Source organism: Psychrobacillus sp. FSL K6-2836 (assembly GCF_038003085.1).
GTDB lineage: Bacteria > Bacillota > Bacilli > Bacillales_A > Planococcaceae > Psychrobacillus.
Window position 1 is genome coordinate 2,609,540 of record NZ_JBBOOM010000001.1, and the last position, 21,604, is coordinate 2,631,143.

Sequence of the window (21,604 nt, forward strand, 5' to 3'; positions counted from 1 at the left end):
AAATATAACGCTTTATATTTTAGTTAAATTACAGGGATATTGGTTAGGCTTATGGAAGTAGGGATAAGCTCATCATTTGTTTGGAGGTTTTATGATGACGAAGAAAGTAGTAATACTTCTTCTATTGTTTTTAGTAATTGCCATAATTGTAATGCTCAAAGAACCTAATGGAGATGGAAATGTGCGGGAGGGAGTGCCGTTAGAAGTGTCTTCAGATACGGAAACCATTGTATCTCTCTTGTTTGAACTTGCGGAAAAAGGACAAACGATTAATTCGCCTTTTATCGTAGGAGAAACCACCATTCAAAAAGTGCATGAACTATGGGGGGATCCAGAGCGAAAAAGTGAAAATGCTAGTGCCATTTATGAGGAGTTTCTATCTAACGATGCTTCAGTAGGTCATCGATCTGAAGTTGTTTTTGATATACGCTCCAGTTCACCTGAAATCCAACAAATCCATCTCGAGGATATTAAATCCATTAAAGGGGAACCGGATAAAATTAGAAGCTATCAGGATGACCAAGTAGATCAAACGATACTTATATATGACGTCACAAAGAACATTCAATTGAAATGGATACTGCCTAAGCCAACGCAGGAAAATCCAAATCCAGTGGTTCATCATATTTCCGTTTTCACAGAAATTGAAGAATCAGTCTCCTTATCCGATTTAAGTCTAGAAGAAAAAGTCGGGCAAATGATATTTGCAGGGATAAAAGGAACCGTCATTACAAATGAAACAAAGAAAATCATATCTACACATCAAGTGGGCGGTATTATTTTGTTCAAGGATAATTTAAAGAATGCGGATCAATCTGTTTCCTTATTAAATTCGATAAAAGAAGAAAATATTAAGAATAAAGTTCCGCTATTTTTAGGTGTAGATGAAGAAGGGGGTAGAGTTGCTAGGCTACCGGACTTAACTAAGCTACCGACAAGCGAATATCTAGGAAAGCAAAATGATGCTGCGCTTTCTTATAATATCGGAAAACTATTAGGAAAAGAATTAAGTGCATTTGGTTTTAACTTAGACTTTGCTCCTGTCCTTGATATAAATAGTAATCCAGACAATCCGATTATTGGAGACCGATCCTTTGGAACTGATGCGGAGATAGTAAGTAAGCTTGGGCTGCAGCTGATGAAAGGTATTCAAAGTGAGCAGGTCATTTCGGTCGTAAAGCATTTCCCGGGTCATGGCGACACTGCTGTAGATTCCCATAAAGAGCTACCAATAATTCAAAAAAGTTTAGCGGATTTACATGCACTTGAGTTAATACCTTTTACCCGAGCAATAGAGCAAGGTGTGGAGGTCATTATGATGGGTCATATTTTACTGCCGAAAATAGATTCTACATACCCAGCTTCCATATCTAAGGTCATTATTACCGATGTGTTGAGGGAACAACTAGATTATGAAGGTGTTATCATAACAGATGACATGACGATGAAAGCAATCTTAAATAACTTTGAAATAAGTGAAGCAGCCGTATCTGCAGTAAAAGCAGGGAATGACATTGTGTTAGTAGCACATGACTACGCAAATGTAAAAAAAGTGAAAGAGGCAATACTCCAAGCGATAGAAGCTGGAGAAATTACAGAACAAAGAATTGATGAAAGCGTGAAACGAGTTCTCGCTATTAAAAAGAAATATAATTTGAGTAATAAACAACTAGATGGGGTAAATATACAGGAGTTGAACCAATCAATTAATGAAACATTAGGGAGATGATTTAATGAAAACTACTAATTCTAACATTGTTTATAAAGAGGAAGGCCAAGGAGAAACGCTACTACTAATCCACGGATTTTGTGGCAGCTCCGAATATTGGAGTAAAGTAATGCCTAAGCTTTCCGAAAGCTTTAGAGTAATTGCAATCGACCTTCCTGGACATGGAGAATCTGAAGGTTACGACAGCGTGCAGGAAATAGACCAATACGCATCAGTTATAAAGGACTTTTTAGAAGAATTAGGAATAGAGAAAGCAACGATGTTCGGTCATTCATTAGGAGGCTATATCACATTGGCCTTCGCAGAAAGATATAGTGAATATTTAAATGGCTTCTCTTTAATTCATTCCACAGGATTTCCTGACTCTGCAGAAGCAAAGGAAGGAAGAATTACGTCTGCTGAAAAAATAGAGCAGGATGGTATCGATTCCTTCATTGACGGGCTAGTTCCCAAGCTGTTTGCTCCAGATAATGTGGAAACCTACAAACAATCCATCGAGGACGTGAAGAAGGTTGGTTATGGAACTCCCGCACAAGGAGCAAAAAATGCACTTAATGCGATGAAAGAAAGAAAGGATCGTACCGAAGTTTTGGCAAATACTAAGCTACCTGTACTTTTAATAGCTGGTGAAAATGACCAACTTATTCCAACTGACAAGACATTTACAGCAAGTGGAAAAAATATCAAGCAAGTAGTCATAAAGGGCACAGGGCATATGAGTATGTATGAGGCACCAGAAGAACTGTGTAATGCCATTCTAACTTATTTAAAGTAGGCATAGAAAAAAGGAGCGATAACAAGTGAATATGTCACTTTTTGTCGCTTCTTTAGTTTGTGGTGTTTACTTCTTAAATCCCATTTTCCCTTAAGCTAATATACAACGAGCCGTTTGTTTGTAATTGTGCATAAAACACGTCACTAACTGAATCTACTCCATGTTTTCTTAGTTTCTTCATAACCCATTCTTCGGTTAAATCTAATTCATCTAGATTCTTTTTTACAATTTTACCATCAGCTATTATTTCAGAGGGTATAAATAAAGGAAGAGTAAGTGGTACTTTAACATCCTGTTTTGTAGCTTCTTGCAAACCAACTTTTTTCATCACGCTTAATTCACCGTTCGTTTCAAGAACAGCATAATGTACGTCCTGAATAGAAAAAATAGATTGCTCTCTTAGCATCATTAATACATCGTCCATATGTAAACGTGCTGACTTTAAAGACTTTGTACTGATTTCACCGTCTTTTATGACAATGGTAGGCTCATCATCAATCCATGTTCGGATTGTAGGGAATTTCAAAGATATATAACTCATTAATAACGTGAGGACCGTCCACCAAATAAGTGCAATCAATCCATCAAGAAAGGGTGTTTCATGTTGGGAGGCAATTTCGGCAGCAATAGAACCGACTGTTATACCGGTAATATAGTGGAAAAAAGTGAGTTGGCTCAGTTGTTTCTTTCCTAATAGTCTTGCTAATATAAGCAACACTATGAAGGAAAGGGTGGATCTCAAAATCATTTCCCAAAAGTTCATTTCGAAAAAGGTCTCCATATTTTTCGTATAACCTCGTTTCATTTCGACATAATGCTTAGTGTTGCCATGAATTTTGTTACTATTCTATCTATGATGAAATAATTTTGTCGAGTTTGAGCTATAATAACTTTAATTGTTTATACATTAGAAAGAATGTGAAAATATGTCCAAGTTGAACTCCAGTCACAAAATGGGTAATCCAGTATATCCCATAATGTTCGCAATAGGAGTATGTCACCTATTTAATGACACGTTGCAGGCGGTAATTCCTGCAATGTTTCCTGTATTAGAATCGGAACTAGGTCTTACATTTACCCAGCTAGGTTTAATCTCATTTGTATTAAATATTGTTGCATCGGTTCTACAGCCGATTGTAGGATTTATAAGTGATAAAAAACCTATGCCTTATGCATTACCGCTTGGGATGTTGTGCTCCTTAGTTGGGATGGCAGGATTAGCCCTTGCACCAGAGTATTGGGTGATTCTCGTATCGGTAATATTTTTAGGGTTGGGTTCAGCAGTATTTCATCCAGAAGGATCGCGGGTATCCTTTATGGCAGCGGGATCTAAACGAGGACTCTCACAATCTATTTATCAAGTGGGAGGAAATTCTGGACAAGCACTTGCTCCGCTTATAAGTGCATTTATACTAGTGCCTTTGGGTCAAAAAGGAGCAGCACTATTTTTAGTTGTTGCCGCAGTGGGGATATTCCTATTATCGAAGATTTCTGCATGGTATAAAAAGCAGTTGGAGGCGGAGAAGCTTTCCAAAAGAAAGAGAACGCTTCTCTCTTCACTCCCAGCTTTAACTAAAAAACAAGTCGGTGTGGCCTTAACTCTTTTGATGGTCTTAATTTTTGCTCGCTCCTTTTATGTTACCAATATGACCAATTTTTATATTTTTCATTTGATGGAGAACTATGGTATGACTATAAAAGAAGGGCAGTTAATTATTTTTATCTTTCTGGCATTAGGGGCAGTAGGGACTTTTTTCGGTGGACCTATGGCGGATCGAATGGGAAGAAGAAATGTCATTATATTGTCAATGGCGGTCCCAATCCCATTAAGTCTATTACTACCGTACGTACCTGTTTGGGCAATTATATTGTTGCTCATTGCGATAGGATTTTTCATCATGCTAAGCTTCTCGGTAACTGTCGTTTATGCGCAGGAGCTTGTACCGAGTAAAATTGGGACGATGGCTGGGTTAACTGTGGGTCTAGCATTTGGAATGGGAGCTATTGGAGCAGTGGTAATCGGGATGTTAATGGATTATGTAGGTGTTTACACGACCATGATTGTCGTTTCGACGTTACCAATAATAGGGTTAGTGGCACTGGCACTACCCAAGGACCGAAAAATAACGATGTGAAATTAATGAAAAGCGAGTGATTAGCCGTTTTTTTAAAGAAAGTATAAAAAGATGTGCCGTGAACACTGGATTCATAGGACTATAAAAATGAATAATACTGTGATTTCCGTTTCAGGTGGACGCTTTCCGCGGGCGAGGCCGAGCCTCCTCAGGCCAACAGGATGTTGGTCACGAAGGCGTTGCCACACGAGGTGGCGCTCTTAGCCTTTGTTCCCTTGAAACGCTCCCTGCGGGGTCTCGACTTTCTCGCTGTTCCCGCTGAAGTCGCCACCTTTCACTACAATCAACTAGTGTGTAGTACTCCACTATAAGATTTGCATAGCTTATCACTTAGATAATAAAATTGTTCAAATTTAAGAAAGTGATAAAATTATTTGTAATCTCTTTTGAATTAGAAGTGCGATTATCCAATGATAGTTGAAGAAAACAGATTTTCTTTTATACTAGTGCATATAAAGAAAAGTAGTAAGTGGTTACCAAATAAAGAAGCGAAAGAGCGAACGAAATTGCATCTTCGAGAGCTTACTCTATGAATTAGAAAGTATCTTATCCTTAATTATCCAAAAAAGCACTAACCTGTTTCTAAAAGTTGTAGAAGGGCGACGGTCAGACAAACGCCATAAGATTACCGAAAAAAAAGGGAATGCTGGTTGTGACGTACGTCACAACCAGCATCCCTAAAAGTTCACATGGTAATAATATAGCGACAAGTCTGTCCAAAGCATTTCGGAAACGTTAGAAACAGGTTTTGAACTTAAAGGACCGGGCAACTTTTTGTCTGGTTTTTGTAATGCTTTTTATTGTATCCCTATGCTTTTAAGCTACACCCATCCGGAACTTGAGTTGGATCAGTAACAAGATTTTCTTGTATATGAACTTGGTGCATTTTGTTGTTATGCATAAATTTGAAAATACCGTTTTCAAAATCTGTTCCGATTTCTTTGAAGAAAATACCTTCTTGGCACATATTCTTCTCACAAGTGAAGGAGACTTTATAAGAATCTCCGTCTGCCACTAAATAAGCACGGACTCCTTTTTCGAAAATGCCATCTTCTTCATCTTTAATGTAACGGGCAACCGAAACAACATGGAAGTCCACGAAAGGAATTTCTTTTAACAAGACATTCATGAATGATCCCTTTGTTATTTCTTCCCATCTGCTTTGTGCGGTTTGTCCTATAATAATTTGAGTTATATTTAAACCATGGGCCACTTCTTTAATAACTTTTGGAGAAGGACGTTTTTCGTTATCACGAATGATAAACTCTTCAACATCCAACTCATCCGCCAAATTTTTCCACTGTTCAATATATCCAGATTTCTCAGCATCGAATGCATCATATGGTAGTGGATCAACTGTTAGTATATATAGTGGACAATCTAGCATACTTGCCATTTTATGTCCTCTTCTAATTAGTCGCTCTCCATTTGGCCCGTAGTATACGCAAACAAGTATACTCTCATCCATTCGACCTTTTACGCGTTTCACGGTTGTACACACCTCTTTTTTGTTTTCCTCTATCTATTTTTCGTGTAATTTTCTACTGAATAACTATATGCTTCAAAACACTTAAAGTGCGTTGTCTCTATCTTTCATGTATAATTATTAAATGCATGTATAGTAGTATAACTACATCCCACTCCATACATAATATGCATTTGCTATTTACACAAGCAAGCTATATATCCTAAATTCTACTGTATTTTGTAGGGTCTCATATGGAATCCTATTATGCTACTAGTTGCTAGGATAGTCAAGTCTATACTGTAAAAAAATTTCTCCCCCCACACTACCCAATCCTAATTCTTAATTAACCAATAGGAGGTTAAAATTTGTTTTCTATAAATTTAGTTATATTAATCCCATTTATAGCAGCCGCACTTATGCCTTTTTTATACAGGCGATTTAATAAGATTCACCTTGGTTGGTTTGTATTAATCGTACCTATTACTTTGTTTGTCATACTTGCTAGGCTAATTCCCTCGGTAGCAGGTGGTAAAACTTATGTCCATACCTATGAATGGATTCCCACATTAGATTTTAACTTCACTACATATTTAGATGGACTAAGTATGATATTTGCTCTATTAATCACAGGCGTTGGAAGCTTAGTTATTTTATATTCCATTTTTTATCTTTCATCTAAAGAATCCTTACAACATTTTTATTGTTATTTATTATTATTTATGGGTGCCATGCTTGGAGTTGTTTTTTCTGATAACTTAATGGTGTTATATGTTTTTTGGGAGTTAACGAGTGTTTCTTCGTTCCTGTTAATCGCCTTTTGGAATCATCGACAAGCCTCTAGACAGGGTGCACAAAAAGCAATGCTAATCACTGTAAGTGGCGGAATTGCTATGCTGGTTGGTTTTATCATGTTACATACGATGACTGGTTCTTTCAGTATTCGAGAAATAATTGCTAATGTGAGTGAGTTTAGCGACCACGCATTGTTCATACCTGCGATGATTTTAGTATTGCTGGGTGCATTTACGAAATCAGCACAATTTCCTTTCCATATTTGGCTACCGGATGCTATGGAGGCACCAACCCCTGTTAGTGCTTATTTACACTCGGCAACGATGGTGAAGGCAGGTATATATTTGGTGGCCCGTTTCACGCCAGTTTTTGGAGCTGATGAAGTATGGTTTTGGGTAGTAAGTGTAGTTGGGATGATTACTCTATTTTGGGGTTCCTTTAATGCTGTCCGACAAACCGATCTGAAAGCATTACTAGCGTTTTCTACTATTAGTCAGCTTGGGCTAATCATGAGCTTGCTTGGTTTAGGGTCGATAGCATTACAGTTTGGCTATTCTGCTGATTCAGTTCTGTACACACAAGCAACATTTGCTGCTTTATTTCACTTGATCAATCATTCAACTTTTAAAGGTGCATTGTTTATGGTCGTTGGAATTCTCGATCACGAGTTAGGAACAAGGGACGTTCGAAGACTAGGTGGATTAATGACATTCATGCCATTTACATTTACCGTCGCTTTAATAGGAAGTTTATCGATGGCCGGTTTACCACCGTTCAATGGATTCCTTAGTAAGGAAATGTTCTTTGCAGCAACTGTACATATTATGGAAGTAGATATTTTCTCTTTACCATCGTTCGGAATTATCTTCCCAGTTGTAGCTTGGATCGCTAGTGTATTTACATTTGTTTACTGTGTGATTATCGTTTTTAAAGCATTTCTTGGTAAACCTCAGCCAGAAAAATTGGATAAACCTATTCATGAAGCACCTATTGGAATGTTAATATCTCCAATGATTCTTGCCGCTTTAGTTGTTGGTATTTTCTTCTTTCCAAATCTATTAGGTAAATATATATTACAACCGGCTATGGGCAGTATTTATCCAACTTTTGGAGACGCAGCAGACTTAACACCAAAAATATCAGCATGGCATGGAGTGCAACCTGAATTACTCATGACTATTGCAGTTATTATAGTAGGTGCTATTCTATTTAAATTCCTTAAATTATGGAAACCAATCTATGGATTGTTTTCTTCTCGCTTCACATTGAATGCACTTTATAATAATTTGTTGGCGTCCTCCGTTAGCAAATCCAATATAGTAACTAATCGCTATATGAACGGATTATTACGACATTATTTAATGTATATTTTTGTATTCTTTGTATTGGCTGTAGGTGGGTATTTGTTTTATTCAAGAGCGTTTTCGTTTGATATTTCAACAAATGCAACTTTCAGAGTCTATGAAGTGTGTTTAGTTGCTATTATGGCGATTGCGGCGTTATCTATGCTATTTGCTAAGTCACGTATGACAGCGACATTGTTGAATGGAGTATTAGGCTACTCAATTGCTATCTTTTTTGTTATTTTCCGGGCTCCAGACTTAGCCTTAACCCAGTTAGTCGTTGAATCTGTTACCACTGCATTATTCCTATTAGCTTTTTCTCATTTACCGGATTGGAAAATGGAAAAGCTTCCAAAAGGAACAAAAGTAGTCAATGGAATAATATCGATAGCGGTCGGATTAGTAGTTGTTTTAGTTGGATTATCAGTAGTAGATTTCAATCAATTCGATACTATTTCTAGCTACTTTGAAGATGCTTATGAATTAGCTGGAGGAGCAAATATCGTAAATGCTATATTGGGAGATTTCCGTGGTTTTGATACGATGCTCGAAGTGGTCGTACTATTTATAGCGGGTTTAGGTGTGTATTCGATGATTAAGCTAAAAGCAAAAAAGGAGGATGAAAACATTGAAGATCAATGATGTCATACTCCGTACAGTTAGTAGAATTGTTGTATTTATCATTTTAACATTCGGTGTGTATTTGTTTATGTCTGGTCATAATACACCGGGTGGGGGATTTATCGGTGGACTAGTTCTAGCATCCGCAATTGTATTGCTATATTTGTCTACGGACATTGAAACGGTCAAAAAGAGTCTACCGCTAGATTTTAAATATGTTGCTGCGTTTGGCGTATTATTAGCTACATCCACAGGATTTGGATCCATATTGTTTGGAGTTCCATTCATGTCTCAAACCTTTGCCTATTTTGATTTGCCTGTTTTTGGAGAAACAGAACTGACGACGGTGACTATATTTGAAGCGGGTGTAGCTTTAACGGTTGTAGGTGTACTAGTAACGATTATTTTAAGCATAAGTGAGGATGGTGGATAACGAATGGAAACATTGATCATTATGTTAATAGGGATTTTAGTTGCCGTTGCCACATATCTAATCCTCTCTAGAAATATAATTCGAATAATTTTAGGAACCGCTGTATTTTCCCATGCAGTACATTTGCTCATATTAACGATGGGGAACTTAAAGCAAGGGAATGTTCCCTTATTAAAAGAAGCAGATGCACCTTATACTGATGCCTTGCCACAGGCACTAATATTAACTGCTATCGTGATTAGCTTTGCAGTAACAGCTTTCATACTTGTACTAGCCTACCGTACTTATCAGGATGTTGGTACGGATGATCTCGATGAATTGAGAGGGGCAAGTGATGAATAATTTAATTGTTTTACCGTTGATCATTCCTATTATGGTTGGGATTGTATTGGTATTTTTACGACCATATGTGAAATTGCAGCGTATTATCAGTTTAATAACGATGATTGGCATTGCAGGGATAAGTATAATTATTTTAAATAGTGTTCAGACAGATGGAATTATACGATTAGATTTTGCTGGATGGGAGCCTCCATTTGGAATTCTATTTGTTGCAGATTCCTTTGCAATGTTACTCGTACTTACTGCAAGTATAGTTACAGCTATCTGTTTAATCTATGCATTTTCTTCCATTGGAGAAAGACATGAAAAAATGTACTTCTACCCATTTGTGTTATTTTTAGTTGCAGGAGTTAATGGATCGTTTTTAACTGGGGATCTATTTAATCTGTTTGTCTGTTTTGAAGTTATGCTATTAGCCTCTTATGTATTAGTTACTCTGGGAGGGACAAAACCACAGCTGAGAGAAGCGGTAAAGTATGTAGTGATTAATGTTCTTGCTTCATGGTTCTTCTTAGTAGCCCTTGCCTATTTGTATGGTACGGTTGGTACTTTAAATATGGCTCATATATCAGAAAGAGTGGCGGAGGCGGGACAAGGACCTTTACTTACAACAATAAGTATTTTGTTTTTAATAGTATTTAGTTTAAAAGCTGGGTTATTACTATTCTTTTGGCTTCCAGGATCCTATTCTGTCCCACCAACTGCGGTTGCCGCATTATTTGGTGCTTTACTAACAAAGGTAGGAATATATGCACTTTTCCGGACATTTACGCTCATATTCTACCACGAGCCACTAATATCCCACACATTAATTGGGATAATGGCGGGAATTACATTGATTGTCGGATGTATGGGGGCAATTGCTTTTAAGGATGTTCGATTAATCGTTTCTTATAATGTGGTAATAGCTGTTGGATTTATAATGATCGGTCTGGCTGTTGGAACCGAAACGTCTATTGCTGGATCTATCTACTACGTAATTCATGACATGTTTGCAAAAGCTATGTTATTTTTACTAGCTGGTACGATGATTTACTTAACTGGTAAATCAAAAATAGATGAAATGAGTGGACTAATACGAAACTATCCTCTATTTGGATGGATGTTCTTCCTGGTCACCTGTTCATTGGCAGGTATCCCGCCGTTAAGTGGATTTGTAGGTAAAATTTTAGTAGGACAAGGTGCTAGCGAATCAGGTTCTTACATATTACTAGCATTGGCTTTTATCTCCAGTATAGTTGTGCTTTACTCGCTTCTTCGGATTTTCTTAAATACTATATTTGGGGAAACTATTATTAGTCTTGAAGAAGAAAAACCTATGAAAATGGGAATGATTATACCAATTGTACTGTTGGGAATTGCAACGGTTTCATTAGGACTTGGAGCAGAGTTTATATCCGACTATGTTACGGACGCAGCTCATACTCTTTCTAATCCATCCGTGTATATTGATGCAGTAATGGGAGGAAATAAGTGATGGGAGAGGTGAGAATATGCCAGCACAGTTTTTACTAAACCTATTCATAGCATTTTTGTGGACAACATTAAAGGACGAAGATGAACTAAAGATGACGACATTTTTTAGTGGTTTCATCGTAGGGATCTTCATAATTTTCTTAATGCATCGCTTTTTTGGGACTCAGTTTTATTTGAGAAGATTATTCTCCCTTATTAAGTTGATTTTCATATTTATATCAGAATTAGCTCAGTCGAGTCTACTAATAAGTAAACAAATATTAAATCCACGTTGGGACCTAAAGCCTGGAATTTTCACATATAAAACAGAGCTAAAAGGAGACTGGGAAATTACCACTCTAGCAATGTTGTTAACGTTGACTCCTGGTTCTGTTGTGATGGAAGTGAACCCAGAAGGGGATATGTTTTACATCCATGCGATGGATATAGAACAGTCTAAAGCAGATGTATTGCGATCCATAACTAAATTTGAGAGAGCAATAATGGAGGTGACCCGCTAATGATTGAAAAAATACTGTTGGCTTCTCTAACATTATTTGCTATATCTATTGCAATTGCTCTATTTCGTATCATTAAAGGTCCTTCTATGCCAGATCGAGCAGTAGCTTTAGACATGATTGGTGTAAATCTCATATCAATGATTGCTATTATTTCGATTGTCTTAAAAACAAAGGCATTTTTAGAGGCTATTCTTATACTTGGTATACTTGCTTTTATCAGTACAATTGCCATTTCCAAGTATATTGAAAGGGGGGCTATTATTGAGCATAAGTCAGATGATTGAGCTTGTTGCTGTTGTTATCATTTTTTTAGGAAGTGTCATGAGTGTGATTAGTGCCTTCGGGATCATCCGCCTTCCAGATGTCTATACACGATCACACGCAGCTACAAAAAGCTCAACCGTAGCAGTATTGTTGTCCCTATCTGGAGCCTTTATATATTTTTGGGTAAGTGAAAATTTTATAAGTGTGCGTCTTATACTAGGTATATTATTTGTATTTTTGACTGCCCCTGTCGCAGGGCACTTACTAACGCGAGCAGCGTATCGGTCGAAAGTGGAGCTTACTGAAAATTCCTCAGATGATGCTTTAAAGGAAGTATTATTTCCAGAGGATAAATCATAAAAGAAAAGCTATACGATTGGAGAGATCTCCGATTGTATAGCTTTTTTACTTAAAGTAGGTTCTGTTAAACAATGCCACTGATTTACGTTCTAGGCGGACGTTTTCTAGATAAGCGAGGGCAGAGTCGGCTTCCACTTTTTTGCACTTAAAAGGAACTTATGATTTTCTTAGATTTATATAAAGAGAGATTGGGTTTAATGTTCAAGGGGTTAATGTATAAGTTCTAGTTATTTAAGAAGGTAATTTTTGTTAAATTTTTGCTAGGAATATAGACTCATTAATAAGATGGAATATGAGATATTATTCAAAGGGCAAGGCGTTTGAGTATCATAACTATTAGTTGGAAATATGTCAATTTAACTATATATATTTGTGAAAATAAAAGAAATGTTCAATTAATTTCGTCTAATATATTGCATTCTACTGATTTCCATAGTATTATCAACTTTGATATATTGCATACGGGCGTGATAGAAAAAGTCATTTGTATAGCATTCATAGCAAACATCTAGAAAACACAAGAAATGATTATTTCTTATATCACAGGAGGTACAACAAAATGAAGACTAAATTATCATTCTCTAATCATTTAGTGATTGGAGTTATGCTATTTGCATTATTTTTTGGAGCTGGGAATTTAATCTTTCCAGCGAGTTTAGGACAAAACGCAGGGACACATGTTTGGATAGCGGTCATTGGTTTCTTGCTAACTGGAATTGGGTTGCCGTTTTTAGGTACTTTAGCAATGGGATTCTCAGGAAGTAAAAATTTACAGGACCTTTCTAGTAGAGTACATCCTGTCTTTGCGGTAATCTTTACCTCACTTCTTTACTTAACAATAGGACCATTTTTTGCTTTGCCAAGAACAGGAGCCGTTTCATTTGAGGTTGGTATTCTGCCATTCTTGAATCAAGAACATGCTCAAATTGGATTATTAGTCTTTACTCTTGTTTTCTTCGGACTCACATTATGGCTATCATTAAATCCATCAAAAATGGTGGATAATGTCGGGAAATATCTTTCTCCTGGAATTATAATAGGATTATTCTTCTTATTACTATTTGTAATTTTTAAGCCAATGGGAGCCTTTGAAGAACCGCAGGGGAACTATGTAACAAATGCCTTTATGACTGGATTTACAGAAGGTTATAATACGATGGACGCATTAGCATCCTTAGTATTTGGTATTATCGTAATTCAAGCAATTCGTTCCATGGGTGTGACATCGACAAAAGGAATCCTTGTTGCTACAGCGAAATCAGGCGGAATTGCTATTTTATTCTTAGGATTAATTTATGCTGGAATTGCTTATCTAGGGGCTACTAGTGTGAACCTATATGGACTATTTGAAAATGGTGGTCCAGTATTAAGTGCTGCATCGGAGCATTATTTCGGGTCATTTGGAGCTATACTTTTATCTGTTATCATCTTCTTGGCGTGTCTAACGACAAGTATTGGTCTGACTACTGCATGTAGCGAATACTTCCACACGTTAATGCCAAAGATTAGTTATAAAGCATTTGTCATTTTCTTTAGTGTATTCACATGTATCATTGCAAACTTTGGATTGTCTAATATTATTACGTATTCCATTCCAGTACTAATGTTATTGTACCCATTAGCGATTGTATTGATATTCTTAACCTTCTTATCACCATTGTTTAATCACGCAAGACTAGTTTACGTTAGTGTAATGTTCGTAACGTTCTTAATAAGTATTGTAGACGGTTTAAAAGCTCTTTGTGGATCGTTAGAAATTGAGTATTTTAGCTGGTTACAGCCAATCGTAAGTTTTTACGAGAACGTATTGCCATTTTATAGTGTAGGTTTAGGATGGTTAATGCCTTTCGTAGTAGTAACGCTCGTGACAGGAATCATTGCGAGATTTGAAAAAACGGACATAAAGTCAGTGTAATTAAAAGGTGACCATGGAGGTTGTGAAAGCAACTCTTACATGGTCACCTTTTTTATTATTCAAGCCACTGTTTATACTCTGTTGGACATTCTTGCTCTATATGTCAGTTAAACCAGTTGTTACATTTTCCTTACTAACATTCACTAGTGTTACATTAGATTTCTCGTTATTGGCAATATTCAAGGTTGCTTCTAGTATTTTGCTATTCATATCGGATTCATCTATAGCGACAAGATTATTCATTATCCTTTCATTCCAAAACTATATTTTTTACTGTAGTGCAGGACCTATATATCGCTCTCTGGCTGCACCAAGACCAAATATAAAGAGTAGGATCGATGCGCCAACCAATATTAAAAGTGGAATCGTCCAGCTATTAGTTGCATCATGTATAAAACCAAATAGGGTTGGGCCAACAGCCGCAAGCAGGTATCCAATCGATTGAGCCATACCTGATAATTCCGCAGCCTGTTGCGCATTCCTTGTGCGTAAGCCAAAAAACATCATGGATAGGCTAAATGCGAAGCCTCCTCCTATGCCTAGAGCGATGATCCACAAAACGATTAATTTAGAACTACCGTATAGTAACCCAAACGTCCCGATTAAAAGTAAAATCGATGTAATAGTCACTAACGAACGTTGACCGGACATGCGTCCAGCAATGACCGGGACGATGAAAGTAAAAGGAAGAAGAGCTAAAAGCATAACGGAAAGCATCAAGCCGGACTGACTCGAATTCAATCCCTGCTGCTTAAGAATTTCTGGCAGCCATGCAACAAGTACATAAAAGATCATGGATTGCAGTCCCATAAACAGGGTTACCTGCCACGCTAGTGCCGAACCCCACAAATTCACATGACTGTCAGCCGTTTTATTATGAACGGTATCCCTTTTTACGTTACGATGTTTCATCTGTGGTAACCAAAATAAAATAGATATAAAGCTTAAAACGCCCCAAATTTCCAATGCACCTTTCCAGCCAAATCCCATTCCAAGGGCAATAGGAACGCTTACACCAGACGCTATTGCTCCAAATAAATTCATAGAAATGGAATATACACCCGTCATTAAGCCAATGCGTTCAGGAAATTCACGTTTGATCAGGCCAGGTAACAATACATTACCGACGGAGATAGCCAAACCAAGAACAGCCGTACCGACATATAAAGCAACAACTCCTGAAAGGGAACGTATAATAATACCAACAGTCAGAAAGACAATGGAACCAAAAATAATTCGTTCCACCCCAAGTTTTTGTCCCAATTTAGGTACAATAGGTGAAAGAAGCGCAAAAGCTAATAACGGCAGGGTGGTAACCATTCCTGCCAATGTATTTGAAATATTCATATCATCCTTGATAAGACCAACTATTGGTCCTACTGAGGTTAAAGATGCCCGTAAGTTAGCAGCAATAAATACAATACCAACAATCATTATCCAAACGGCAGATTTGCCAACAGTTGAGATGGCTCCTTTATTCTCCTTTTTAATTATTTGGTCCATTGAACTCATCCTAGTTCCTCCTAGCTTTTTGAAAAACTCATATATTGTAGTTTGTTCATTATGATTTACTGTAAAGATGAATGATATAAGAAAGAACATATTTTCATAACTAACCACAATTGGTATATTATAATATATAATTCACTAATTAATAAATACTATAATATATTTATTTGAGTTTGTCTATCCTTAAATAGAGAACTGTTTTAAATAAATTAAAAAAATGCCCCAATCCATTAGGTGGATTGAAGCATTACTTGTATCAGGATAAGCTAGGAGAAAAGAAATTTAGATTCCGTATTTCAATATGATATGGAGAACAACAACATCGTTGGTATGATTGGCATATGAATGTGTGCCATCTGTAGAAAAACTAATCGAATCATATTGATTCAAGATATATGAATCATTATTAACATTAATTGTAATTGTTCCGGACATGATAGTTGCAAGTTCAGTTGTATTATGATGATGTTTTTCCGGATGGTAGGAGCTATTTGGCTGTAAATAAGCACGGTACATTTCCATATCATTATTTGTATTTTGAAAAATTGGCTCAATTGCCCAGTTATTTCCGTCCCCAACAATTCTTAGCCCTTCCCCGGCCCGAGAGAGATTCACATTATTTTCAGTTGAGAATAAAGCCATAAGTGGAATGGATAAGCTTTTTGAGATTTTCCATAACATCCCTATTGTTGGATTTGTTTCTCCGCGTTCTATATTTCCTAGCGTAAGCTTACTCACACCCGATAATTCTGATAAATCTTCAAGACTTAAACGCTTTTCTTTACGAAGTTTTTTAAGTACTGCTCCTACTTGTAAAACAACTTGTTTTGGATCCTCAGTTTCTAAATTCATTTTAAGTCACCCTTTGCAATATCATGGGAAAATATAAAATAAAATAATTTTTTTAATATTATAGTGGATAAAATAATAATGAACAAACCAACTTATATATTATCATATACAAAAAGGGTAATTATATCTATAAAGTATGCCCCCTGCCACGCTTTTCTTACTATTCTACTGTTTGGGTGCTGTTAAGAAATTGATTCTCAACAATAGACCCTAACCCAATGAATCAACTTTGATTTGTCGTATGCCCTAGATTCTACTTTTCTTCTATTTTAAAATTCTTCTATTGTATAAATCCAATTTGCACGCATTACTTCTGCTAGTTCCTTGGTGTTGTTTTCGCGGAATGCACGAATTAGATTCTCGTGTTGCTCAACAGAATATTCTCGTAAGACAATTTTTTCATAGTAAAACAATCTACGTACATGTGCTTGAAGCATTTCTACCATGGAATGTATGTATGGATTATTGGCAGTATCAACAATGAGCTGATGAAACTCTTCATCTACTCTTAGGGCTGTAGTAAATTCTTTTGCTTGTAGAGCTTCGGAGAATTCTCTATTTTTTTCTTCTAATAGACTTAGTGCTTCTTCATCCATATTAGGACTCGCAAGCTCCGCTGCAAGCGCTTGCAATACTGCCAATGGCGGCAAGAGATTATTAATATCCTCTTTTTCTACTGGTGTGACCTGTGTTGCTCTCCCTGGTTGCATCGTTACAAAGCCTTGAGACTCCAAAAGTTGTAAGGATTCTCGAATGGGCGTTCTACTCACCCCTAAAGCTTGTGCAAGTTCGATATCGTTTAGCTTCTCATCTGGTTGTAAAGTACCGTCTATAATCCATTGTTGTAGCTGGTTGAAAGCATGTAGCTTAGCAGTTGTACGAACAGGCTTAGTATGATTAACTGGAATAGGCATAAAACGATTCCCCCCTTCAATTATCTTAATTGTATAACAATATTATACAACATATTATACAATATATCGCACAGAATTGGTAAAAATTTATTCTACTAGTAATTGTACGGTAATAGATTTCACATCAATGACGGATTGCTCCTTCATAATTTCTTGCATAATAACTTCTTTAAAATAGTTTATACTAGTTTCTAATGGGATATGAAGAATTTTTCTTAAAGCTGTTTCATACATATTCACAAATTCAATATCCGTATTTCCACGTTGTAATTCAGCAAAGGCTTCATATACTTGATCCAATTTATCAGCTAACTCAAGTAAACGGCCTTCAATAGTATCGTCTTTTCCTTCTTTCATTCGGTCAAAAAATACAGGCTGAAATTCTTTTGGGATCTCATCCAATATGAACTTCTCCATCATTTTTTCTTCTACATGAGTTAGCATTTGTTTAAGCTCAGGAGATGCGTGCTTAACTGGTGTTTTAATGTCTCCGATAAAAATTTCAGCGAAATCATGGTTGATCGTTTTTTCGTAAAGTGATTTCCAATTAATAGTCGCACCGTTATTCTCTTCTAGTGTTGCAAAAAACATAGCGTATTGAGAAACTTTCCATGAATGAGCAGCGACATTATGCTCTTCAAATTTAAAACGTCCGGGACATCGGATAATTCTTTCTAAATCGTTCATGCTCATAAAAAATTTATGTATACCCATTAACAACCACTCCCTTAATATTAATCATACTGCAAAAACAAAAAAATACCATACTAAAACACTCTGAATGGAAGGTGAGATAAAATGATTCCCTCTTTGATAAACCAATTAACTTATATCTCCAATACAATAACCCAGTTATTTGATTATATAGACGAAAAGCTACTTTCTAAACGTCCTATTGAAAATAAAATGTCTGTTTGGGAAGTTTGTGTGCATCTTGCTCAAATACCCCAGGCAGATTTAAATATTTGCAAAGGATATAACATAGATCAAATGCAGTTATATTATGAAGAAAGTAAACCAGTTAATATACAAACTGCTAAAGAACAATTTTTGGAAGGTATCCAGGAGGTTATGAAGCACATAGATCAACTTACGGAGGAAGCATTCTCAAAGGAATTTACCACCTATTGGGGAAGCAAGTATCGCCTAGAAGAGTGGTTTCTACAAATCATGAATCACTTAGTTCATCATCGTATGCAACTGTATTCGTATTTGCTTGTATTAAAGGTAGATGTGCAAGTTGTTTTATTTCGCTGATTTTTGGGTAATCCTTAAGTAACCCAAGGAGGAATTTAAATGACAAAATACGATAAATTAAAAAATACATTAGAAAAGCGCTTTAAAGAGTTAGAGCACCAGAAGCAAAATGAAGAAGAGTTTGAAACGACTGAGTTATCCAACTATGACAATCATCCTGCGGATAATGCGACTGATTTAACCGATCAGCATACTCGATTGGCATTAAATAGACACTTTGATGAGGAAATGGTAGATATTGAAAAAGCATTAGCTGCTATCCAGGAAGGTACATACGGGAAATGTGCGGAATGTGGGGAAGAAATCCCACTTGCTCGTTTAGAAGCTGTTCCTACAGCGCTGACTTGTGTAGAGCATGCTCATCAAGAGGTCAATGAAGAAATTCGTCCTGTAGAAGAATCGCTTTTAAATTCTACTACAGATCAGCCTGTGGAGGATGAAGACGATAGACTTCGCGATTATTCCAACAGCTTTGAGACACTAGAAGAGGTTGGTTCATCTGATACACCACAAGACAAGCAGTGAAATGGATAGAGGTGTCCTTAAGTTCTTACTAGACTTTAGGGCATTTTTTGAGGTAAGTATATAAAAATATGCGGAGAACACTGAGTTCATGATACTTGAGTGAATGAATAATACTGTGATTTCCGTTACAGATGGACGCGTTCCGCAGGCGCAGCTTCAATCTCCTCGTCACTGCGTTCCTGCCGGAGTCGCCACCTTGCACTACCATCAATATAATGTGTAGTATGCAGGCAAAAAGATAGAGCATAGGCTATCGCTTAGATGATAATAGTGGTCAAAGTTAATATAGTGATAAAACCATCTGTTGAATCAAAGGTACTATTCTGTTATGAAGGATGATGAAAGTAGATTTCCTTTTTTACTAGTGGAACTCAAGAGAGATAGTAAGTAGTTACTAAATAAAGAATCCAAATAGCGAACGAAACTGCATCTTCGTGAGCTTGCTCTATGAATAAGAAAGTATCTTTTCTCTAGTTATCCAAAAACGCACTTACCTGTTTCTGAGGGTTGTAAGAGGTCGAAGTATAGACAAACGCCATAAGATTACCGAAAAAAAGGGATGCTGGTAGGTTATGAGGGTCACAACCTACCAGCATCCCTAAAAATTCACTCGGTAATCATATAGTAAAATGTCTGTCCAAAGCCCTTTGAATACGATAGTAACAGGTTTGACCTTAAAGGACTGGTCATCTTTTTTGCCCAGTTTTTTTGTGTTGGGATTGAAATATTTAGTTCATGTAACGATAAGATAAAATATTTAGAGAGCCGATTAAGCGATTTTCAGTAGTGATTATAGTACACTAGGGGAAAGGAGTGGATCCTATGCCAGCTATCGTTTTGTTTGATGGAGAATGCAATTTTTGTGATGCGAGTGTGCAGTTTATAATTAAGCGAGATCCTAAAGGATATTTCCAGTTTGCGGCGCAGCAAAGTGATATCGGGGTAACGCTCAGGACTAAGTATGCTGTACCTGACACTTTGGATAGTATATTAGTTATTGATCAACATAAGGTGTATAACTCATCAGATGCTGCACTCCAAATTAGCAAACATTTAAATGGGCTTTGGAGGTACTTACATGTGCTGAAGGTAATTCCTAAACCTATACGCAACGTAGTATATAAATTCATAGCAAAAAATCGTTATGCATGGTTTGGGAAAAAAGATAGCTGTATGATTCCACCTCCCGAGATTCGAAATCGTTTCCTGTAACAATGTATCATTGTATGCTGTGCATCAGATAATATAGATTAAATAGTTATGAGGTGAAATGGTATGAATAGTGAAATATACGATGTAACAATTATTGGTGGTGGTCCAACAGGTTTGTTCGCTTCGTTTTATGGAGGATTACGTGATTTAAAAGTGAAGATTATTGATAGTCTTCCACAGCTAGGCGGACAATTGATGGAGCTCTATCCTGATAAATATATTTATGATATCGGTGGTCTTCCGAAAATTTTAGCAAAAGATTTAGTAGCAAATTTAGAAGAGCAGGCTGCCTATAGTAATCCAACCATTTGCTTAGAGGAAACAGCAATAGCGTTAGAGAAGCTGCCAGATTATTTTGCGTTAACAACGGATAAAAATGTGCATTATTCCAAAACGATTTTACTTACTTCTGGGATTGGTTCATTTCAGCCGCGTAAGTTAAATGTTCCAGGAGCTGCTGAGTATGAAGGGAAAAACCTTCATTATAAAGTAAAAAATTTGGAGAATTTCCGGGATTCAAATGTACTTGTATTAGGTGGAGGAGATTCTGCACTCGACTGGTCCTTAATGTTAGAGGACGTTGCTTCGAACGTGACCATTTGTCATCGAAAAGAGCAATTTACTGCCCATGAAATGACCATTCAACAGCTTCAAAATTCTACTGTACAGGTCAAAACACCATATGCAATAAAAGAAGTAATTGGCGATGGCGAAGGAATCCAAGAAGTCGTGATTGTCGGTAAGGATAAAACCGAGGAAAGCATTGCAGTAGACCATGTTTTAGTGAACTACGGAAATGTTGCATCCCTCGGGCCCTTAAAGAACTGGGGTCTGGAAATGGAGAAAAATTCTGTAGTAGTCAATGAAAAAATGGAAACAAGTGTAGAAGGAATATATGCTGCTGGTGATGTATGTACGCATGATGGGAAAGTAAAACTGATTGCAGTAGGATTTGGAGAGGTTCCAATTGCTATTAGCCATATTAAAGCATTCATAGATCCAAAAGCACGTGTACAACCAAAGCACAGTACAAGTATTTTTGAAGAAGTAAAATAGAAAAGCGTGTGCGCCTATGTATTGGAAGTCAGTTTAAGTTTACGACATCGTGTCGCGACGACTGACTGACCCGAATCGTTCGGCCTTGAAATCCTGAAGTGACTCAGGCGGGCTAGGCGCTGGAGC

The 21,604-nt window shown here is 36.8% G+C and carries 22 protein-coding genes; 15 read left to right on the top strand and 7 right to left on the bottom strand.

From position 1 onward, the window contains the following. Positions 1-94: 94 nt before the first annotated feature. Complete coding sequence (nagZ, locus tag MKY37_RS12410) at positions 95-1,729, top strand: beta-N-acetylhexosaminidase (protein WP_340777505.1); 1,635 nt, start codon at positions 95-97, stop codon at positions 1,727-1,729. A gap of 4 nt (positions 1,730-1,733) precedes the next feature. Beyond that, positions 1,734-2,504: an alpha/beta fold hydrolase gene (locus MKY37_RS12415; RefSeq protein WP_340777507.1), complete on the top strand. Its 771-nt coding sequence runs from the start codon at positions 1,734-1,736 to the stop codon at positions 2,502-2,504. Between the two features lie 73 nt (positions 2,505-2,577). Here MKY37_RS12415 and MKY37_RS12420 read toward each other — a convergent pair whose 3' ends face one another. After that, on the bottom strand, positions 2,578-3,285 hold the full coding sequence (locus MKY37_RS12420) for a DUF421 domain-containing protein (protein WP_340779919.1): 708 nt from the start codon (positions 3,283-3,285) through the stop codon (positions 2,578-2,580). 145 nt (positions 3,286-3,430) lie between these two features. Here MKY37_RS12420 and MKY37_RS12425 point away from each other — a divergent pair, with 145 nt between their 5' ends. Further along, on the top strand, positions 3,431-4,639 hold the full coding sequence (locus tag MKY37_RS12425) for an MFS transporter (protein WP_340777509.1): 1,209 nt from the start codon (positions 3,431-3,433) through the stop codon (positions 4,637-4,639). 808 nt (positions 4,640-5,447) lie between these two features. Here MKY37_RS12425 and MKY37_RS12430 read toward each other — a convergent pair. Beyond that, a complete protein-coding gene (locus tag MKY37_RS12430) occupies positions 5,448-6,128 on the bottom strand; it encodes a histidine kinase (RefSeq protein WP_340777510.1) in 681 nt (226 codons plus the stop codon). 344 nt (positions 6,129-6,472) lie between these two features. Here MKY37_RS12430 and MKY37_RS12435 point away from each other — a divergent pair, with 344 nt between their 5' ends. From MKY37_RS12435 to brnQ, 8 genes are all read left to right on the top strand, one after another. Next, on the top strand, positions 6,473-8,884 hold the full coding sequence (locus MKY37_RS12435) for a Na+/H+ antiporter subunit A (RefSeq protein WP_340777512.1): 2,412 nt from the start codon (positions 6,473-6,475) through the stop codon (positions 8,882-8,884). Then, positions 8,871-9,296 (top strand): Na(+)/H(+) antiporter subunit B, encoded by a 426-nt coding sequence (locus MKY37_RS12440; protein ID WP_340777514.1) that lies wholly within the window; start codon positions 8,871-8,873, stop codon positions 9,294-9,296. The genes MKY37_RS12435 and MKY37_RS12440 overlap by 14 nt, the downstream gene beginning before the upstream one ends. 3 nt (positions 9,297-9,299) lie before the next feature. Next, positions 9,300-9,638: a Na(+)/H(+) antiporter subunit C gene (locus tag MKY37_RS12445; RefSeq protein WP_340777516.1), complete on the top strand. Its 339-nt coding sequence runs from the start codon at positions 9,300-9,302 to the stop codon at positions 9,636-9,638. Beyond that, complete coding sequence (locus tag MKY37_RS12450; RefSeq protein ID WP_340777518.1) at positions 9,631-11,115, top strand: Na+/H+ antiporter subunit D; 1,485 nt, start codon at positions 9,631-9,633, stop codon at positions 11,113-11,115. Before MKY37_RS12445 ends, MKY37_RS12450 begins: the two co-directional genes overlap by 8 nt. A gap of 16 nt (positions 11,116-11,131) precedes the next feature. Further along, positions 11,132-11,614 carry a Na+/H+ antiporter subunit E gene (locus tag MKY37_RS12455; protein WP_340777520.1) on the top strand — a complete coding sequence of 161 codons (483 nt, stop codon included), beginning with the start codon at positions 11,132-11,134 and terminating at the stop codon, positions 11,612-11,614. Next, entirely contained in the window at positions 11,614-11,898 is a 285-nt protein-coding gene (locus tag MKY37_RS12460; protein WP_340777524.1) for a Na(+)/H(+) antiporter subunit F1, read from the top strand. Before MKY37_RS12455 ends, MKY37_RS12460 begins: the two co-directional genes overlap by 1 nt. Further along, positions 11,891-12,238: a Na+/H+ antiporter subunit G gene (locus MKY37_RS12465; RefSeq protein ID WP_445323067.1), complete on the top strand. Its 348-nt coding sequence runs from the start codon at positions 11,891-11,893 to the stop codon at positions 12,236-12,238. Before MKY37_RS12460 ends, MKY37_RS12465 begins: the two co-directional genes overlap by 8 nt. Before the next feature lie 559 nt (positions 12,239-12,797). Further along, positions 12,798-14,153 carry a branched-chain amino acid transport system II carrier protein gene (gene brnQ, locus MKY37_RS12470; protein ID WP_340777529.1) on the top strand — a complete coding sequence of 452 codons (1,356 nt, stop codon included), beginning with the start codon at positions 12,798-12,800 and terminating at the stop codon, positions 14,151-14,153. A 96-nt stretch (positions 14,154-14,249) separates the two neighbouring features. On the opposite strand, the gene MKY37_RS12475 is transcribed toward brnQ, so the two are convergent. The 5 genes from MKY37_RS12475 to MKY37_RS12495 form a co-directional block, all read right to left on the bottom strand. Further along, positions 14,250-14,396: a hypothetical protein gene (locus MKY37_RS12475; RefSeq protein WP_340777531.1), complete on the bottom strand. Its 147-nt coding sequence runs from the start codon at positions 14,394-14,396 to the stop codon at positions 14,250-14,252. 27 nt (positions 14,397-14,423) lie between these two features. After that, entirely contained in the window at positions 14,424-15,665 is a 1,242-nt protein-coding gene (locus MKY37_RS12480; protein WP_340777533.1) for a CynX/NimT family MFS transporter, read from the bottom strand. Between the two features lie 279 nt (positions 15,666-15,944). After that, on the bottom strand, positions 15,945-16,514 hold the full coding sequence (locus MKY37_RS12485) for a helix-turn-helix domain-containing protein (RefSeq protein WP_340777536.1): 570 nt from the start codon (positions 16,512-16,514) through the stop codon (positions 15,945-15,947). A gap of 269 nt (positions 16,515-16,783) precedes the next feature. Next, complete coding sequence (locus tag MKY37_RS12490; protein ID WP_340777539.1) at positions 16,784-17,428, bottom strand: GntR family transcriptional regulator; 645 nt, start codon at positions 17,426-17,428, stop codon at positions 16,784-16,786. Positions 17,429-17,515: 87 nt separating this feature from the next. Continuing rightward, positions 17,516-18,142 carry a YfbR-like 5'-deoxynucleotidase gene (locus MKY37_RS12495; RefSeq protein ID WP_211895794.1) on the bottom strand — a complete coding sequence of 209 codons (627 nt, stop codon included), beginning with the start codon at positions 18,140-18,142 and terminating at the stop codon, positions 17,516-17,518. An 84-nt stretch (positions 18,143-18,226) separates the two neighbouring features. Between MKY37_RS12495 and MKY37_RS12500 the strand changes: the two genes are divergently transcribed. From MKY37_RS12500 to MKY37_RS12515, 4 genes are all read left to right on the top strand, one after another. Beyond that, positions 18,227-18,685, top strand: a complete 459-nt coding sequence (locus MKY37_RS12500; RefSeq protein ID WP_340777542.1) for a DinB family protein — start codon at positions 18,227-18,229, stop codon at positions 18,683-18,685. 39 nt (positions 18,686-18,724) lie between these two features. Further along, positions 18,725-19,210 carry a TraR/DksA C4-type zinc finger protein gene (locus tag MKY37_RS12505; protein WP_340777544.1) on the top strand — a complete coding sequence of 162 codons (486 nt, stop codon included), beginning with the start codon at positions 18,725-18,727 and terminating at the stop codon, positions 19,208-19,210. 822 nt (positions 19,211-20,032) lie between these two features. Continuing rightward, positions 20,033-20,422 (top strand): thiol-disulfide oxidoreductase DCC family protein, encoded by a 390-nt coding sequence (locus MKY37_RS12510; protein ID WP_340777546.1) that lies wholly within the window; start codon positions 20,033-20,035, stop codon positions 20,420-20,422. Positions 20,423-20,485: 63 nt separating this feature from the next. Continuing rightward, entirely contained in the window at positions 20,486-21,478 is a 993-nt protein-coding gene (locus MKY37_RS12515) for an NAD(P)/FAD-dependent oxidoreductase (RefSeq protein ID WP_340777548.1), read from the top strand. The last annotated feature ends 126 nt before the right edge of the window (positions 21,479-21,604 follow it).

What these genes read in the sequence shown, in the direction of transcription:
- MKY37_RS12420 (WP_340779919.1), bottom strand. Translation starts at nt 3,285, where the DNA reads ATGGAGACCTTTTTCGAAATGAACTTTTGGGAAATGATTTTGAGATCC.
- MKY37_RS12490 (WP_340777539.1), bottom strand. Translation starts at nt 17,428, where the DNA reads ATGCCTATTCCAGTTAATCATACTAAGCCTGTTCGTACAACTGCTAAG.
- MKY37_RS12445 (WP_340777516.1), top strand. Translation starts at nt 9,300, where the DNA reads ATGGAAACATTGATCATTATGTTAATAGGGATTTTAGTTGCCGTTGCC.
- MKY37_RS12485 (WP_340777536.1), bottom strand. Translation starts at nt 16,514, where the DNA reads ATGAATTTAGAAACTGAGGATCCAAAACAAGTTGTTTTACAAGTAGGA.
- MKY37_RS12425 (WP_340777509.1), top strand. Translation starts at nt 3,431, where the DNA reads ATGTCCAAGTTGAACTCCAGTCACAAAATGGGTAATCCAGTATATCCC.
- MKY37_RS12515 (WP_340777548.1), top strand. Translation starts at nt 20,486, where the DNA reads ATGAATAGTGAAATATACGATGTAACAATTATTGGTGGTGGTCCAACA.
- MKY37_RS12455 (WP_340777520.1), top strand. Translation starts at nt 11,132, where the DNA reads ATGCCAGCACAGTTTTTACTAAACCTATTCATAGCATTTTTGTGGACA.
- brnQ (WP_340777529.1), top strand. Translation starts at nt 12,798, where the DNA reads ATGAAGACTAAATTATCATTCTCTAATCATTTAGTGATTGGAGTTATG.
- MKY37_RS12505 (WP_340777544.1), top strand. Translation starts at nt 18,725, where the DNA reads ATGACAAAATACGATAAATTAAAAAATACATTAGAAAAGCGCTTTAAA.
- MKY37_RS12495 (WP_211895794.1), bottom strand. Translation starts at nt 18,142, where the DNA reads ATGGGTATACATAAATTTTTTATGAGCATGAACGATTTAGAAAGAATT.
- MKY37_RS12510 (WP_340777546.1), top strand. Translation starts at nt 20,033, where the DNA reads ATGCCAGCTATCGTTTTGTTTGATGGAGAATGCAATTTTTGTGATGCG.
- MKY37_RS12480 (WP_340777533.1), bottom strand. Translation starts at nt 15,665, where the DNA reads ATGAGTTCAATGGACCAAATAATTAAAAAGGAGAATAAAGGAGCCATC.
- MKY37_RS12460 (WP_340777524.1), top strand. Translation starts at nt 11,614, where the DNA reads ATGATTGAAAAAATACTGTTGGCTTCTCTAACATTATTTGCTATATCT.
- nagZ (WP_340777505.1), top strand. Translation starts at nt 95, where the DNA reads ATGACGAAGAAAGTAGTAATACTTCTTCTATTGTTTTTAGTAATTGCC.
- MKY37_RS12500 (WP_340777542.1), top strand. Translation starts at nt 18,227, where the DNA reads ATGATTCCCTCTTTGATAAACCAATTAACTTATATCTCCAATACAATA.
- MKY37_RS12415 (WP_340777507.1), top strand. Translation starts at nt 1,734, where the DNA reads ATGAAAACTACTAATTCTAACATTGTTTATAAAGAGGAAGGCCAAGGA.
- MKY37_RS12450 (WP_340777518.1), top strand. Translation starts at nt 9,631, where the DNA reads ATGAATAATTTAATTGTTTTACCGTTGATCATTCCTATTATGGTTGGG.
- MKY37_RS12475 (WP_340777531.1), bottom strand. Translation starts at nt 14,396, where the DNA reads ATGAATAATCTTGTCGCTATAGATGAATCCGATATGAATAGCAAAATA.
- MKY37_RS12465 (WP_445323067.1), top strand. Translation starts at nt 11,891, where the DNA reads ATGATTGAGCTTGTTGCTGTTGTTATCATTTTTTTAGGAAGTGTCATG.